Annotated in this window: 11 protein-coding genes; 1 reads left to right on the plus strand and 10 read right to left on the minus strand. The window is 37.0% G+C overall.

From position 1 onward, the window contains the following. Positions 1–52 precede the first annotated feature (52 nt). The 6 genes from ilvB to BM141_RS05035 form a co-directional block, all read right to left on the minus strand. Positions 53–1,792 (minus strand): biosynthetic-type acetolactate synthase large subunit, encoded by a 1,740-nt coding sequence (gene ilvB, locus BM141_RS05010; RefSeq protein ID WP_091541071.1) that lies wholly within the window; start codon positions 1,790–1,792, stop codon positions 53–55. Between the two features lie 499 nt (positions 1,793–2,291). Further along, positions 2,292–2,645: a DUF5615 family PIN-like protein gene (locus BM141_RS05015; RefSeq protein WP_091541074.1), complete on the minus strand. Its 354-nt coding sequence runs from the start codon at positions 2,643–2,645 to the stop codon at positions 2,292–2,294. 1 nt (position 2,646) lies between these two features. Next, positions 2,647–2,880: a DUF433 domain-containing protein gene (locus BM141_RS05020; protein WP_091541078.1), complete on the minus strand. Its 234-nt coding sequence runs from the start codon at positions 2,878–2,880 to the stop codon at positions 2,647–2,649. Between the two features lie 156 nt (positions 2,881–3,036). Continuing rightward, complete coding sequence (locus BM141_RS05025; protein ID WP_091541081.1) at positions 3,037–3,303, minus strand: hypothetical protein; 267 nt, start codon at positions 3,301–3,303, stop codon at positions 3,037–3,039. 420 nt (positions 3,304–3,723) lie between these two features. Further along, a complete protein-coding gene (locus BM141_RS05030) occupies positions 3,724–4,845 on the minus strand; it encodes a S1 family peptidase (protein ID WP_091541084.1) in 1,122 nt (373 codons plus the stop codon). A 48-nt stretch (positions 4,846–4,893) separates the two neighbouring features. Further along, entirely contained in the window at positions 4,894–5,442 is a 549-nt protein-coding gene (locus BM141_RS05035) for an RNA polymerase sigma factor (RefSeq protein ID WP_091541088.1), read from the minus strand. Between the two features lie 361 nt (positions 5,443–5,803). On the opposite strand from BM141_RS05035, the gene tsaB reads away from it, so the two are divergent. Then, complete coding sequence (gene tsaB, locus BM141_RS05040) at positions 5,804–6,484, plus strand: tRNA (adenosine(37)-N6)-threonylcarbamoyltransferase complex dimerization subunit type 1 TsaB (protein WP_091541091.1); 681 nt, start codon at positions 5,804–5,806, stop codon at positions 6,482–6,484. A gap of 27 nt (positions 6,485–6,511) precedes the next feature. Here the strand turns inward: tsaB and BM141_RS05045 are convergent, their stop codons facing one another. The 4 genes from BM141_RS05045 to BM141_RS05060 all read right to left on the minus strand — a co-directional run bounded on the left by BM141_RS05045 (position 6,512) and on the right by BM141_RS05060 (position 16,190). Next, the gene (locus tag BM141_RS05045) at positions 6,512–9,604 is read right to left on the minus strand and encodes a tetratricopeptide repeat protein (protein ID WP_091541095.1); all 3,093 of its coding nucleotides are present in this window, start codon (positions 9,602–9,604) and stop codon (positions 6,512–6,514) included. An 89-nt stretch (positions 9,605–9,693) separates the two neighbouring features. Next, positions 9,694–10,464, minus strand: coding sequence for an ethanolamine ammonia-lyase subunit EutC (gene eutC, locus BM141_RS05050; RefSeq protein WP_091541098.1), 771 nt, complete (start codon positions 10,462–10,464; stop codon positions 9,694–9,696). 78 nt (positions 10,465–10,542) lie between these two features. After that, a complete protein-coding gene (locus BM141_RS05055; RefSeq protein ID WP_091541101.1) occupies positions 10,543–11,715 on the minus strand; it encodes an efflux RND transporter periplasmic adaptor subunit in 1,173 nt (390 codons plus the stop codon). 65 nt (positions 11,716–11,780) lie between these two features. Further along, entirely contained in the window at positions 11,781–16,190 is a 4,410-nt protein-coding gene (locus tag BM141_RS05060) for a CusA/CzcA family heavy metal efflux RND transporter (RefSeq protein ID WP_091541104.1), read from the minus strand. Positions 16,191–16,245: the final 55 nt, after the last annotated feature.

Genomic DNA, 16,245 nt, shown 5'->3' on the forward strand with positions numbered 1-16,245 from the left:
ATCTTGACAACTAAACCTTCCCAATGATTTTTAGACAAACCATGAACTAACTTCATTCTAACCTAATATCCCCTACCCCTGCACCCGCAGGTACCATAGGGAATACATTGGTTTCTTTTTCTACGCAGATTTCCAAGAAATAAGCCTCTGGACTCTCGAGCATGGCATCTAAGGCACTGCTCAATTCTTCTCGTGTTTCTACTTTTTGGGCTTTGATAGAAAATGCTTCTGCTAACTTGATAAAATCAGGGTTTTCCATATCCACTGACGAGTAACGATTGTCAAAAAAGAGCTGCTGCCACTGGCGAACCATGCCTAAGAAATTGTTATTCAATATGATGATTTTTACAGGAATTTTGTATTGCATAATTACGCCTAACTCTTGCATAGTCATTTGGAAACCTCCATCACCGATAATAGCTATTACTTGGCGGTCAGGTCTGCCCACTTTTGCACCGATGGCAGCGGGCAAGCAAAAGCCCATGGTCCCTGCCCCCCCTGAGGTGATATTGCTGTCTGTTTCGGTGAATTGGTAATAGCGAGTTGTGGTCATTTGGTGCTGCCCTACGTCAGTAGCTATGATTGCCTTGCCTTCAGTTTTATCAGAAAGCATTTTAATGACTTCCGCCATCTTGATTTTTTCTGTATTAGGGGCAAAATCTTTACTCACTACTTTCTCATACTCAATTCTATCTGCATCTGCAAACTCCTGTAGCCAGTCTGGGTAGGATTTTGGAGTTACTTTTTCAGTCAAAGCTATTAAGGCTTCTTTAGCATCGGCAATAATAGCTACTGTGGTTTTTACGTTTTTATCTATTTCCGCCGGGTCTATTTCTATGTGAATCACTTTGGCTTGCTTGGCGTAAGTCTTCAAATCGCCTGTAACTCGGTCATCAAAACGCATTCCCACTGCCAAAAGCACATCACATTCATTGGTTTTGATATTGGGTCCGTAGTTTCCGTGCATTCCCAAATAGCCTACGTAAAGCGGGTGTTTGGTAGAGAAAGCAGACAAACCAAGCAAGGTACTTGCCACAGGAATCCCCGATTTCTCAGCAAATTCTTTGAGTTCCTTTTCTGCTTTGGAAAGTATCACGCCTTGCCCTACCAACATCAAAGGTTTTTTAGCACTATTGAGCAAGTCAGCCGCTGCCTCTACTGCGTTCATGTCCACTTTACGGCGAGGGAAGTAGCTACGAATTTTAGTACATTTATGGTATTCAAAATCAAAACGTTCATTTTGCGCATTTTTAGTAATGTCAATCAGCACAGGACCGGGACGACCACTCTGGGCAATATAAAAGGCTTTGGCGATAGCAGTAGGGATTTCCTCTGCTCTGGTAACTTGAAAATTCCACTTGGTTATCGGCAAAGAAACACTAATCACATCTACTTCCTGAAAAGCGTCAGAACCAAGCAAGTGTCGGAAAACCTGACCTGTAATGCAGACCACAGGTGTAGAGTCTATCATCGCATCGGCGATGCCTGTAATGAGGTTGGTCGCTCCAGGTCCGGAGGTAGCAATAGCTACTCCTGCTTTGCCTTTTACTCTGGCATAGCCCTGTGCAGCGTGGATAGCCCCCTGCTCATGGCGGACTAAGTAGTGCTTTAGTTTGTCTTGGTAGTGATAGAAGGCATCATAGACAGGCATAATAGCTCCCCCAGGGTAGCCAAAAACGCATTCTACGCCTTCTGCTAAAAGGGAAAGTACAACAGCCTCCGCTCCCGTGATATTTAATTTCTGACTGCTTGGTTTTTTTTCCGTAGTTACTTCTTGCAACAGTGTTTCCATATATTCTTAAAAAGTTGGATAGTTTAATAGTTAATTGTTAGTTGTTGGTTGTTATTAGACATTGTTTGAGGTAGTTTGACATTGTTTGAAGTGGTTATTCAACCATTTCAAACTTTTGTATTCAAACTTGTATTTTTTACAAATTTAATGAATCAAATTGGCAAAAATTCTATAATTCGGTTCATTTTTTTTATAGTTCGTCAAAAAATGACTGATAGTCAGTTTTTGTAAGTTAATTTCAAATCCATATCATTATGTCCCAAAGGAACGAGATATTGGTAGAAAAATTTACCTATCAAAAAAATTATGTTCCATAGGAACTATATATGGTGGTGTACCTAACAGCACACTCACAGATGTCTTATGATTTTTCTACCAATATTTAATTCCTAACGGAATATTTATTTTTGTACTGTTTCTATTAAGAATTTGATTTTCAAAATATTGCTGCATTTAAAATTCCGTTAGGAATGACCGCTTTGTAAAAAAAAATTGATTTTTAAAGCAAAGGAGTTACTTTATCTTTATACAAATTTACTACTTCATAATTTTGTAAAGCAGCTACAATTTCATCTAAATAACTTTCAAAAACAGCTTTCAAATCCTTTGTACTCATATTGCCTGTTTGGATAAAAAGAATTTTATAAGGCTGTTTCTTTAAAAGGAAAGTATCAAAAAAATCACTGTCTTTTGTTACAACAATCCTCTCCTCTTGCATAGAAATTTTAATAATTTCCCTATCATCTGTTTCATTTTGCAAAGGCAAATCTCTTGTATGCGAAGTATCAAAGCCTTTTTCAATCAAAAAAGTCTGCAAGCTTGGCGGAATATGAGCATCTAATATAAACTTCATACTATGCCATAGTTGTCGGTAAATTTTTGGCTCTTACAGATAACAAAGCATACTGAAGACAAGCCAAAATATCCTCTCTTTCCAAATCTTCAAACTCTGCTAATAAGTCTTCTACTGTATCGCCTCCTGCTAAGTATTCTAAGATTGCTTCCACAGGATACCGCTTATTGCGAATGGTTGGTTTCCCATGCGAAATAAGTGGGTTAATAGTAATTCTATGCAGATGTGTTTCCATATCAGTTCAATTTAAAATTATGATTTTCAAAACATTACTGTATTTAAAATTTCGTTAGGAATGACCGCTTTATAGCAAAATAATCCATATATTTTTTAGTTCCGTTAACAATGCAACTTATTTTAATTTGCTAAGAATTTGATTTTCACCATAATTTTACTTAAATAAATTCATTACCTTTTTATAAATACTTTTCAATAAGTCTGGTAGAAAGAAAAGACCAAGAAAACAAGCTATACCGATAAAAATAGTATATTCTATTGCAGTTTTTGGTCGATTCCAATAATGATGATGCAAATAAGCAAAACTTAAAAAGGCTGTTATTATGCTTCCTGCTATACTAAAATACAAGTACCCATAAAAAAATTTATTTGAGAGAGAGAATTCTTTCTTTTTTACTTCTTTTATCTCGTTGTTTTCCATATTGTTATAAAATTTAGATTTTACAAATTTTATAAATAAATACGCTGTTTTAGGCGATAGAGTTATCAAACCACCTCAAACTTGTATTCTCAAACCACTATCATTTCAAATATTTTAGTTATCTAACAATCTTCTATGGCAGTTAATTTACCCAAAATTTATTTAGGAGTTTGACTTTTCTATGCTTCAAAACAAAAAAGCCCCTCTACATTGGAGTAGAAAGGCTTTTTTGTTTTATTTAGTATGCAACTATTCCTTTCTTACCCCGAAACCGAAGTAATAATGAGAATGACCACCACGAGAATAATTGCACTAAATTTCATTTCTTATTAGTTTGTGTCAAATGTCTTGAATAAAAAATAAAAAAGCAAATAATTTTTAGAAAATTTATATTTTTAACAGGAAAATAACCACAGGTTTCTAATATACTTTGACTTGGAAGATATAGTCTTGTAATTTTTTGATTTGCTGTGGTCTTTTAACCCCTGCTAATTTGTTACTTTTTGGCAAAACTATGGGTATTTTTAAGGAGTCTGGGTGGACTTCTTCTAAGATTTTAAATAACTCTTTGGTTTTAAGTGCAAAAGCTACTCCTTCTGAGTCTTTGTCTTTTTTGGTAATTACCCCAATGATATTGCCTTTACTGTTAAAAACAGGACTTCCACTGTTCCCACGATTGACTGGGATAGATACTTGATATTCAGTGGTATCACTATCAAAACCTGTTTTAGAACTTACCGTTCCCTCGCTATATACAATATCATCTTTGGGGTAAGCCAAAGTAAACACCTCCTCGCCCAAATCTGCAATATTTTTCTCGAGAGTATAAGGTAATTTGCCAAATCCTGTGAAGTTACTATCTGAAATTTTTAAGATGGCAATGTCTTTATCTTTATTACCATAAATCATTTCTATTCTGTATCTATGTTGAGCATTGGTCATAGACTCAATAACTAAAGAATCTGCCATTCCTTCTAAGTGCTGATTTGTCTTTTTGACGACGTGGTAGTTAGTAATCAAGTAGCCGTCAGACGAGATGACAAAGCAAGTGCCTCCACTTTTTTGTACTCGGGAATGTTGATTTTCTTGTGCTTTGATAGTATTCTTTAAATCATTGATAGAGAGTTTTGTTTGGTTTAGCTCTCTGGCAAGTTGCTGTACACGAGAATATTGCTTCCCTTCTAAGGTTTTGATGTAGTCTAAGGTAAATACTGTACTTAATACAGCTATCAAGGCTACCGAAGCCGCTACGGCAATGGTAGGCAAGTATTTCTTTTGGAATAACTTGATAGAAAAATTGAGTGATGAAGGCTTAACCTTGCTTTGCGCAGCCATTTCCTCATGAAATTCATTAAGCATTGATTTCAACTGCTTGCTTTTGGCGTACTTATCAAAGCCCTTTCTTAGTTTTTGGTGTGCTTCTACTTCTTGGGCTAAGAATTTATCATTACTTAATTCCTCCTCAAATTGGCGTAATTCTTTTGCTGAGAGTTGTCCTTCTAAGTATCTTTCTATTTGCTCTATTTGCTTATTGGTCATCATGGATATTAGTAATTTCTAACGGTTAAAAAGCAAAATATTTAAAATAGCTTAAATACCAATTATTTTTTTCAAGCGATTTAAGCATTTATATTTCTGAGTTTTAGCATTATCAGCATTGGTATAGCCCATTTTTTCGGCTATTTGATTCATGCTTAGTTTTTGGATATAGTAATCTTCTAAAATAGTACGACAGGGTTCACCTAACTTGTTGAGTGCTTCTTCCATTTGACCAAAGTGAATTTCGGTATCTACCTGTTCATCTTCTTCAATTAGAATGAAATCCTCAAAATCCTCTATTTTTCCTAAGAATTTGTTTTTCTTATATAGATTTTTTAACCAAAGTCGCCTACAAACAGAATAAATATATGTTTTTATTTTACAATTCAGTTGGAAGTCAGGATTTTGGAGATTTTCATAAAGGATAATAAAAGCTTCTTGATAAATGTCCTTTGCTTCGTCTTCTGTTCCGTTATTGGTATTGACAAAGTGCAATACCATAGGAAAATGGATTTTATACAAGCGATTCATTATCTGGCGGTTATCTTGCCTAATACCTTCAACAAATTCCTCTTCCGTCAGAATTTTTAATTGGTTCATGCAAATGCTATGCTGTTAATACGATTAATAAGGTAAAAGTAACCCTCAAATTTGCAAAAATAAGTTTTTTAATATTTTTTTAATTAAATGAGTAGCAAGAATCTATGCTCAAAATTTTTGAATCTTCTGACTTTTTAGTGCAAAAGTTATTTTCTATCAATATACTACGCCCAAAGATATTTATTTTGTAGCCTGATGGTTATGTGTTATCAAGTAAGAAGTTACGTTTTGTGCTAAAATCATTGATGAGCCAAAGTTTTTGATATTTTCTTGATTTTAATGATGGCGATGGTAAAAAACAAAACAAAAATCTCAACTTTGTACTCAATAAGCCCATAATTCAAAGTAATAACATCTAAATATGATTTTGAGTATAGAAACTTCCACTGAGGTTTGTTCGGTTGCCTTGCACGAGAATAGCAAGGTGCTTTCCTACTATGAACTTTTTACAGAAAAATCACATTCCTCTGCCTTGACTTTGCTCATCAAAAATGTGATAGAAAATACTCAAAAAAAACTTTCTGATTTGCAAGGCATACTACTTTCTCAAGGACCGGGGTCTTACACTGGGCTGCGTGTAGGTACTTCGGTAGCCAAAGGACTTTGCTATGCTTTGGACATTCCCTTGTTTGCGGTAGATACGCTATTAGCAATGATACATACTGCTAAGCAAATGATGTATTTAAGAGATGAAGTACTATTCTGCCCGATGATTGATGCAAGGCGCGATGAGGTATTCACCATGCTCGCTGATAGCCAACTTCATATTTTAAAGCCCACAGAAGCCCTGATTCTTACTCAAGATTCATTGGCAAAGGAGTTAGCAGAGAAGACTATCGTAATATTTGGAGATGGGGCAGATAAAGCAAAAAGAATCATTAGCCACTCTAACTTGATATTTTTAAAAAACATTTACCCCTCTGCTAAAGCTATTGGAGATTTATTTTTCCTGCAAAAAGCACAACAAGTTGATGTGGCGTATTTTGAGCCTTTTTACCTCAAAGAAGTTTATACCAAAGTAAAAATACCTTCTAATTCATAAATTAGATTTTTGTAGCTTACTTAGGTACTATTCCCAATTTTCCATTCTTTGCTGTACTTTTGCTATTTCTACATCAAATATTTTTTTGAAAAAAGCATATTCTTCTTTGGGAGCGATTTCTTCCAACTTAGCTATGGCATCTTCTGCAAAAGCCACATAGTTCATCTCTAAGCATTGTAAGATGTACAACTCATACAAAGAAACAGGAAATTCTTGATAATCAGAATATAGACTTAATGCTTCTACCAAAATATCGTATGCCTTTTGTGTTTGACCTCTTTTATTGTAATGCACAGCCAACTCCATAGAAATATCTGTTTGCAAAGGTAGTTGGTGATGTGCTTTCCTGAACAAAAACTCTGCATTTATACTGTCTTTTTGACTATCTAAATAAAGAGCCTTGAAAAAGTTTTTATAACCCTCTTGGTTTTTCTTTGGTTTAAAACTATCTATCAAATTCCCTATTTCTTTGATTTTCTTTAACTTGTAAAGTAATTTTAAGTCAGCCAAAATGAGTTCTTGCTGTATTTCTGGGCTTATGCCACTCACTCCTGTTAGTGCATTGCGGATAATCTCTGCTGAGGTTGGTCGGTTAAGATTAAGATAATAAGAAATTCTATCAATAGTAGCAAGTATTTGATAATTAGGCTCTTGGATGTTTTTTAGAATTTCGTTAAAACTTTGGTCTGATAGTGAAAATTGGTTGTAATGAATAAGCCTATATTTTGAAATATCATCTAAGCTAACGATATTCAATTTCTTAATACTATCTGGGTGGATAAACCTTAACATGTCCTTCGCCATAAATCTATGAATGGAATCTGCTTTGGTATCATTAGAGATAGTAGTCCAAACCTCTATGGCTTTATCGCGCTCTTGAGGAATTTCCGAAAGTGCAATCGCATAGTTGAGCCTACCTTGTTTACTGTCCAACTTGGAGGCGGAAGCCAGATATTTGATAGCTCTTGGGTAGTTATCTTGCTCTATCATCATGATTCCTGCCAAATTTCCATAAAAAGGACTTACATCATTCAAGGAGCTATGCAACTTATCCATGTTTCTGTAAGCCTCTAAGTTTTCTCCTATAGCTCTGTTTCTCAGAATATCAATCAAATCTAAGTAGAGCATTACCTCGCCGTTACTGCTTACTTTTCTGTATTGGCTTAACTTTGACCATATCAAACTGTCATTGTTTTCTATTTGATTGAGTGCATAGTTGTAAAAATAGCATAGAGTTCCTCCCAAAAGTACAGAATCAGGGAGATAGGCTAAATTAAGTTTTTTAGTACTTTTTTGCTTTTGAGCATTATAGAGAACTAACTCATTGTTGTCGGTGTGCAAGTCATCTTTTAAGCCTAACATAGTTTTCACAGAGTCAGGGGACATCAAAAGATTATTTTTTAATAAAGTAGCGTAAATATTAGCAGAGGCTACGCCCTCTTCGGCGAGTAGTGGACGTGCTTTTTCAAAGTGGTAGAAAGCAGAGTCCCACAAGTTATTGGTGTTAGCAAAAAGCAGCCCTAATTTCAAATGCAATTCACCGCTTTTGGGAAAGCGATTTATCCCCTCTTGTAGTTTGAAAATAGCCTCTATCAATCTGTCATTTTGCATGTACAAATCAGCTAACTGGGCATAAGAGAATGGTAATGTATTTTTTACCACTGCCCTGTTAAAGTAAATGTAGGCATTCTCGACATTGCTGAACTGTAGGGCTATTGTTCCTAAGGAATAGTTGGATTTATGATTAAAGGGGTCATAACCTGTGGCGGTTTTATAGTACTGTTCGCTTAGGAAAATGTCATTGGTGGCTCGATAGGTATCTGCTATTCCATTGTAATAGCCTGCAATAGACTGATTATAAATAAAATAGCTTGAACGAGAAAACATAAAAAAGAGTAGTACTCCTCCAATTACATAAATCCAAATGAAATCCAGTCGCTTAGGCTGATAAATTACCTTATAAACTTTTTGGTTAGCTTGGATATACGGATAGAAATTGGTGAGGGAGTATAAGAAAAATGATGCTCCAAAGGCTAAATGTGTATATAAAATGCTATCATGGAAAACGTCTATCAGTGGGTCATTGGCAGTAGCAAGGGCATAGCTGATAGTAGCTAAGCTAATGATTGCCAATGCCAAGTAGAAGAATGCTCCCGTGGGAGAGAACAGCATAATGCCTTTATAATGAATTTCTCTTCGTTTGAACCCCCATAGTCCAATAATCACAGTAATAGCAAAAAGTACAAAAGTATCTATATACAAAATTCTCCAATTTACCGCTCCAATACTTACCATGTAGGCATAAAGGACATTGAAAAGATAAATACTTGAAAGGACTATGTAATGTCTTGCTGTATGCTTGCTTGCTACGCTTGCCGAGTCTGTTACCAGATACAAAATGCCGTTAATGATTTCATGAGCATTAAAAGCGACAAAGGTTACGCAAATAATCATAGGTACGATGATACCGAAGTTAGCAATGAACATTTCAGGATAAGAAACTTCTGCGAATTGGTAAACAAAGATGCCTAAGCTAAGTGTAATCAAAGTAAAAACTAAGAAACGAAAAAAAGCAGATGACTGCCAACCTGTTTTACTGTTGGCGAAGGCATTGAAATAATAGCTAAGTGGCATGTAGGCGAGCAGAGCGATAAGAAGGAAGATTTTCTCTTCAGAGCCAAAAAATCCTAAAAGTTCGCTATTGAGCGTAGCTAAATAAAGCACAAAAATAGAAGCAATCACAAAATACCAAGTACGACTCAGAAAGGTAGCCGTAGTAAGTAAAACTACCAGACCAAACAAAAGAAAAATCAAATACAGGTAGGTAGCTGTAAAATTTAGTTCTATGTTACCCGCTTTGTAGCCTTCTACTATGAGGTAACTATCCGCAGTAATTTGAAACTCAAAGAGATTTTTATCAAAGGTATCTACTACTACTTGTTGTGGTTTAGTTTCGCTGACTTTTTCCCAGCGAATTACAAATCCATTGCCTACCCAATAGCTGATAAAGAACAAAACGACAGCAACTCCAAATACTGCTAAAGTTGTCAAGAATAGGTATTTTTCGCCTTTGCTCACTTCTGAGTTTTTCCAGCGATTCCAGAAAAGTAAGTCTTTCAAGGGTGTTGTTTATTTTAATAATTACAAATTTTACTGATGTAAATAATTGTAACCTCTCTATTGTTTATTTTGCAAAATTAAATGCAAATCTACATAATTTCCTTAATAAAATCAGCAGTAGGCAAATCTTCTTCATCTTTGAGTGCTACTCCTGACAGTTGTTTGTTTTTTATCATTTCTAACAAGTAAACGATCTTTGCTTGGGCGAGGGGATAAGTTAAACCCTCAGGACGAATATTAGAAATACAATTTCTCCTTTCATCAGTAGTCCCGATAGAGGGTTGGAAAGTAAGGTAAATGCCCATGCTATCCGCTGCAGTTAGCCCAGGACGCTCTCCGATTAATATAACGGCGATTTTTGCTTTTAGTAAAACTGCTATTTCATCAGCACAAGCGACTCTACCCTGCTCAACTAAACAAATCGGGGCTACTTCCCATTTTTTTGCTTGTAAGTAAGGAATGACTTGGTTCAGAATGGGGGCAGCATGAGCATTGACCGCAGTAGCAGAAAGCCCGTCTGCAATTACAAAAACTACCTCATGGCTTAGCAAATGATTCGTATTTTTTTGTAATAATTCTTGTGAAGTTGGGCTTAGCCTTCTGCCTTGATTAGGGTTTTTAAGATAGGTTAAGCGGTCTTGGGCTTGTGTCTGCAAATCAAAAATAGTAAATGATGGAAGTAAATCTCTTTTGATTTTATTTTTGTCTAAAATCGAGTAAACAGCGTCTCTTGCTTTAGCATGTTCTAAGCGAAAATGCAGTAGAAAATGTGTGGGCAAAGAAGTCCCTGTACGCCCAATAGCAATGCGTGCCTGTGTGAACTGGTTTAAAAAATCCCATGTATTCTTTTCATATTCCATGGATTATAGATGTTTTGTATTTGCTTATTTTTTTACTTGCTCTTGTTTGTTTTTTGCTAAACAAGAGCAAGTTATTCATTACAAGTTCCCCAGCAACTGTTTTCTCTGCATCTCCAAAGCCGCTACATTGTTTTGGGCAATGCTTAGATTGGGAGGTGTGCCATTAGGGAAGATGATTTCTGTAAAGTTTTCATCTTTGTCGCCAAGGCTAACCTTGTATTTCCTAATTTGTAACTTGCCACTGCCTGTGGGGGATTCTGTACCAAAGACGTAGTAGTTATCTTCCTCTTGTAATACTGAAGACAGAGGGACTGCTTGGGCTTCCACATCATCATCTTTGCTCAAAACGATGGCTCTGACGCTCATTCCCGGTAAAACCAATGCCCCTTGTGGGGGATTGAAAGTTACATGGACTTCTATGGCTTTGGTTTCGGGGTCTATGGAGCGAGAAATGCTTTGTACCTTACCTGTAACTGATTTAAAAGAAGAATTGACAAAATCTATTTCTACGCTTTGCCCTTCTTTAACCAAGTTAATTTCCTTGTCATAGACATAAATCTCGGCATGGAGTTCATTGACATTGACCAACTCTGCCAATACGGTCTGCTCCGATGCCAATGCCCCCACAGAAATAGGTAGTTTGATTACGTAGCCGTCTATAGGTGAGGTAATAGTTACCGAATTGGATATTTTAGCGTTTTGGGGGTCTTGCAAGTTATTCAGATTAATGCCTAAAAGTTCTAATTTCGCGCTGATGCTTTTTTCTCTGCTGATAGCTGCTTTATACTTTGCCTCAGCAGTTTGTAGTTCCACCAAAGCTCCTACTCTGTTTTTGATAAGTTCTTTTTGTCTTTCTAACTCGATAGTAGCGAAATCAGCCTCACTTTTGGCAGCTAAATATTCGTTTTGCAATTCTATAAGACGCATACTCGTCAAAGTCATCAAGGCAGCTCCCTTTCTGACTATACTTCCTTCTACTACGAAGATTTTGTCGACCTTGCCCTCTATATTCGAGCTTACTGTAGCACTCAGGTTGGGCAGGGATTTGACTTTGCCATTGAGATAGACATTCTGAACAATCTGCTTGCGTTCAGGCTTGATGAATTTGATATTGAGGGTAGCTAACTGACTTTCAGAAAGTTCTAAAAAGTCAGGTGCTTTGGCAAGGTTTTCTCCTGCTTTTTCATCTTTGCTACAACCTGATAAAAAAAGTACAATAGTGAGTATATAAAGAATGAATGTATTTTTCATAGGAATAATTTTTTTGTTAATTAATATTTAGTATTTACACGAGTTAAAAATTCGTGTCCCTATTTTTACTGTTCTCCTTTGAGGTATTGCAAATAAATAATGGACTGATTAAAGTTTTTAAGCGTTTCTAAGTAGTTACCTTCTATTTGAAAAGCCAATTCCAGGTTTTGCAAGTAAGCGTAATAGGTAATGCTCCCTAATCGATAGCTTTCCCTTGCATCGCGCAAAATTTCATTTGCTTCTCTTAATCCAACATTTTCAAAGTAATTTAAGTTTTCATCTGCTTGCCTATATAGGGCAAGGGCATTAGTATATTCTGTATTGAGTTGTAAGGTGTTGATGCGAGTTTGGGTTTGGGCTATTTCAAATTCTTTCATGCTTGCCCTGATGCTTGCTCGCTGTCCCCATGCCCAGATAGGGATAGAAATTCCATAACGCAAACGATTTTGGAAAGGAGCATAGCTGAGATCGTTTATATCTGTCGAGCCTTGATTAAGGTAGCCGAAAAACAAATTGGGCAAAAGTTTCCTTTTCTCTACCTTTACCAAACTATTGTTGAGGCTTTCAATTTGGCGATTAAATGTCAAGATTGGGTTGGCTGCAAAAGCAGTTGTGTCCAATAATCTATACGAAGCGGGTAGGGGAGGCATTTTGCTTAGCTTGGCATTAGGGAGCTTGGTGGTATCTGCCGCATTTCCTAAGAGTAAGCCAAATTGGAGTTTGGTATTGCGGAGTTCTACCTCTGCCTGTCGTAAGTTATACAAGATTTTTTTGTACTGAGATTCCCCATTAATACGCTCTAAATTAGTGATTTGCCCCACGCGATAGCGTACATCGTTTACTCGGATAATATCCCGATAAATAGAGTCTTGTCTTCTCAAAAGATTTACCTTTTCTATGATAAACTGCAAATTGACGTAGGCGGCTTTTACTCGGTAAGCTAAATTATTAGCTGAGATTTGCTTTTCTGCTTCTGAAACTCCTATTCTGTTTTGTTGTGCTTCTGCCTGAGCGGCATAAACCGAAGGAAATTGTATCCTTTGCATTACCCCTGGACGCATTGCCGTTCCCGTTGGGGCTTCAAAAATCAACTCTGGACTTTCTATGTAGTAAGCGGCAGGTTTGAGCAGGATTTGCTGTTGAATTTTTTGGTCAGCCAATTTGATTTGTGGATTTTTTTCTATTGCCAAATTAACCGCCTCTTGCATAGAGAGGCTTTGTTGCCCAAAAGCAAAGGTGCTGATAATCAATAAGCTCAAAGTCATCATTACCTTGCTGAAAGGTACATGCGCCTTTTCTCTTTTAGAAAGGTCTTCCTCGTCTTCTTTCTTTCTTTTTCTTTTAAAAATACAATACAAGGTAGGTAAAACAATAAGTGTCAAAATAGTAGTAGTTACTAAACCTCCTATAACTACCGAAGCCAAAGGTTTTTGCACTTCTGCCCCAACACTTGTGGAAAGAGCCATAGGCAAAAAGCCCAATGCCGCCACTGCTGAGGTCATTAAGATAGGTCTGAAACGCTCTCTCAAGCCTCTCATTACTCTGTGTTCTGGTTTGATTACGCCCATTTCTCCTAATTGATTAAAATGCTCTACTAATAAAATACCGTTTAATACAGCTACTCCGAACAAAGCAATAAAGCCTACCCCCGCAGAAATACTGAAATTCATGCCTCTGATGAGCAAAGCAAAAACGCCTCCTACAGCAGATAAAGGAACAACAGTGTAAATCAATAAACTATCCCCCACCTTGCCAAAAGAAGCAAAAAGTAAGCAAAAAATGATGAACAAGGCTATAGGCACTACAATACCCAGTCTTGCTTTGGCTCTACTAAAATTCTCAAATTCACCGCCGTACTCTATTTCATATCCTTTGGGAAGACTCACTTCTGCATTAACTTTCGCCATTAAGTCTTTGACAATAGATTCCAAATCTCTCCCTCGAACATTAAAACCAATGTTAGATTTTCTTTTTAGATTTTCATGACCGATTTCTGAGGGTCCGATTTCTTCGGTAATATCTGCTAATTCTCTGATAGGTATGCTTACGCCTGTCGAGGATTGCACAAACAAGTTTTTGATGTTTTCTACTTTTTCTCTTTCAGAGCTGCTCAATCGCAAAGTTAAGTCAAATCGTTTGTCATTTTCGTAAACCGTTCCTGCGATTGCTCCTGCAAAAGCCAACTGAATTGCACGATTCATCTGCTCTACAGTAACGCCGTACACGGCCATTTGCTTGCGGTCGTATTTGATATTGATTTGTGGTAAGCCAAAAATCTTGTTTTCTTGCACATCTACCGCTCCTTCAATAGTCTTAATGAGGCTAATAATCTGATTGCTTTTAGCCACAATAGTGTCCAAATTGAATCCATATACTTTGACCACTACATCGGTTCGCGCCCCGCTCATGAGTTCGTTTACCCTGTTTTCTATGGGCTGTTGTACCGAAATCACAATTCCGGGAAACTGCTTCATCACATCGGAAACCATGTCTGCCAAGTCTTCCTGTGCGTGTGCTTTTTTCCACAACTTTTTATCCTTTAATACGACAACTATTTCTTGAGCTTCCAAGGGCATAGGGTCCACGGGTACTTCTGAAGTCCCTATTTTGGAAACGATACGCTCTATCTCATCAGGGAATTCTTTTAAAAGTACTCTTTGAATTTTATCTCCCAAATTGATGGCTTCAGTCATGGCAGTTCCCACAGGAAGATTGACCTCAATCACTAAATCTCCCTCTTGAAGTTTAGGAATAAACTCACCTCCAATTTTGCTAAAACCATATCCCCCAGCAAACAAGATAAGCAAAGCCGCTCCAACAGCAATGTAATTTCTTCTCAAACAAACTTTTACGACAGGTTCTATGAGTCTGTAGTAAATAAACTGCACAAAAACCTCTGAAATACCGTGAGAATGAGCAGACTTCGGTGGACGCAGTATTAAGGCACTCATCATTGGGACATAGGTAACTGACAAAATCAATGCACCCAAAATAGCAAAACCCACCGTTTTCGCCATAGGGGCAAACATTTTGCCCTCTACGCCCTCTAAGGTCAAAATAGGAAAATATACGATTAGAATAATTAATCCTCCAAAAACTACTGATTTTTTGACCTCCTGAGCTGCATCTATGATGATAGCTTGTCGTCTTTTGTAAGACATAGGTTTACTTGGAGCGGATGAGTGATTATTATGGCTGTATTTACTCATTTCATTTGCCAAGAACAAGACTACGGTTTCTACTACAATAATAGCAGGGTCGACCAACAAGCCGAAGTCAATAGCACCCAAACTCATGATATTCCCTACTACATCAAAATACCGCATCCAGCCAAAGGCAAAAAGCATCGCTAAAGGAATCACTGAGGCAGCAAGTAAACTCGCCCTCCAATTTCCTAAGAAAACAATGATAACTAAAACAACTATCAACGCTCCCTCAATCAAGTTTGTCATTACTGTTTTAATCGCATTATTTACTAACTTAGAACGGTCTATGAAAGGCTCTATGACCAAACCTTCAGGGAGCTTAGCTTGGATTTCCTCCATCTTGGCTTTAATACGAGTGATTACTTCATTGCCATTTGCACCTTTAGTCATCATAATAATTCCACCTACAGTTTCACCAAGCCCGTTGTAGGTAATTGCACCGTAACGAATGCTATTTCCATAGTCCACATCTGCCACATCTTTGACTAAAACGGGGATATTATTATTCATTTTTACTACGGTATAGCCAATTTCTTCTAAACTGGTTGCTAAGCCTATACCTCTGATAGTAAAGGCTTTATTTTGTTTTTCTATGTATGCCCCCCCTGTATTGCTATTCCCTTTACTAAGGGCTTCAAAAAGTTCATCTACTGTTACGTTCAATGCCTTCATTCGCTCAGGGTTGATTTTGGCTTGGTATTCTTTTTTATATCCACCAAAACCACTGACTTCTGCAATACCCGGAATACCTAAGAGTTGTTTGCGGATAACCCAGTCCTGCATAGTTCGTATCTCCATAAGAGAGAAGGACTTATCATTAGGGTCTTTAGGGCGAATGATGTATTGGAATACCTCGCCCAAGCCTGTAGAAGCAGGTCCCATATAAGGCTTGCCTACTCCTGCGGGAATTTCATTTGCGACCTGCTCTAATCTCTCAAAAACTTGTTGGCGAGCCCAGTAGATATTTGTATCATCTGTAAAAACTACTTTTACTACAGAAAGTCCAAATTTGGAAATAGAGCGAATCTCTACCAAACCTGGTATGTTTGACATTGCCATCTCGATAGGCGCAGTAACAAACATTTCCATTTCCAAAGGAGCGAGGCTTGGTGTATTGGTGATAATATCTACCTGATTGCTTGTTACATCAGGAACTGCGTCGATAGGCAAGTTGCTAAGGGAAACACTCCCCCAAATAATCAAGATTGTTACTAAGATGCTAATAGTAAGAGGTCGCTTGACGCTGAACTCAATGATTTTATCTATCATGATGAATATGTTGCTGTTAATAAAGAAATAAACAAAGGCTTAATGAAGTAAAAAT

This window comes from Thermoflexibacter ruber (assembly GCF_900113045.1).
GTDB lineage: Bacteria > Bacteroidota > Bacteroidia > Cytophagales > Thermoflexibacteraceae > Thermoflexibacter > Thermoflexibacter ruber.

Bases quoted from the DNA above. Each gene is read 5' to 3' on its own strand.
- BM141_RS05025 (WP_091541081.1), bottom strand. From the start codon at position 3,303: ATGGAAAACAACGAGATAAAAGAAGTAAAAAAGAAAGAATTCTCTCTC.
- BM141_RS05030 (WP_091541084.1), bottom strand. From the start codon at position 4,845: ATGATGACCAATAAGCAAATAGAGCAAATAGAAAGATACTTAGAAGGA.
- BM141_RS05015 (WP_091541074.1), bottom strand. From the start codon at position 2,645: ATGAAGTTTATATTAGATGCTCATATTCCGCCAAGCTTGCAGACTTTT.
- BM141_RS05060 (WP_091541104.1), bottom strand. From the start codon at position 16,190: ATGATAGATAAAATCATTGAGTTCAGCGTCAAGCGACCTCTTACTATT.
- BM141_RS05055 (WP_091541101.1), bottom strand. From the start codon at position 11,715: ATGAAAAATACATTCATTCTTTATATACTCACTATTGTACTTTTTTTA.
- ilvB (WP_091541071.1), bottom strand. From the start codon at position 1,792: ATGGAAACACTGTTGCAAGAAGTAACTACGGAAAAAAAACCAAGCAGT.
- tsaB (WP_091541091.1), top strand. From the start codon at position 5,804: ATGATTTTGAGTATAGAAACTTCCACTGAGGTTTGTTCGGTTGCCTTG.
- BM141_RS05035 (WP_091541088.1), bottom strand. From the start codon at position 5,442: ATGAACCAATTAAAAATTCTGACGGAAGAGGAATTTGTTGAAGGTATT.
- BM141_RS05020 (WP_091541078.1), bottom strand. From the start codon at position 2,880: ATGGAAACACATCTGCATAGAATTACTATTAACCCACTTATTTCGCAT.
- eutC (WP_091541098.1), bottom strand. From the start codon at position 10,464: ATGGAATATGAAAAGAATACATGGGATTTTTTAAACCAGTTCACACAG.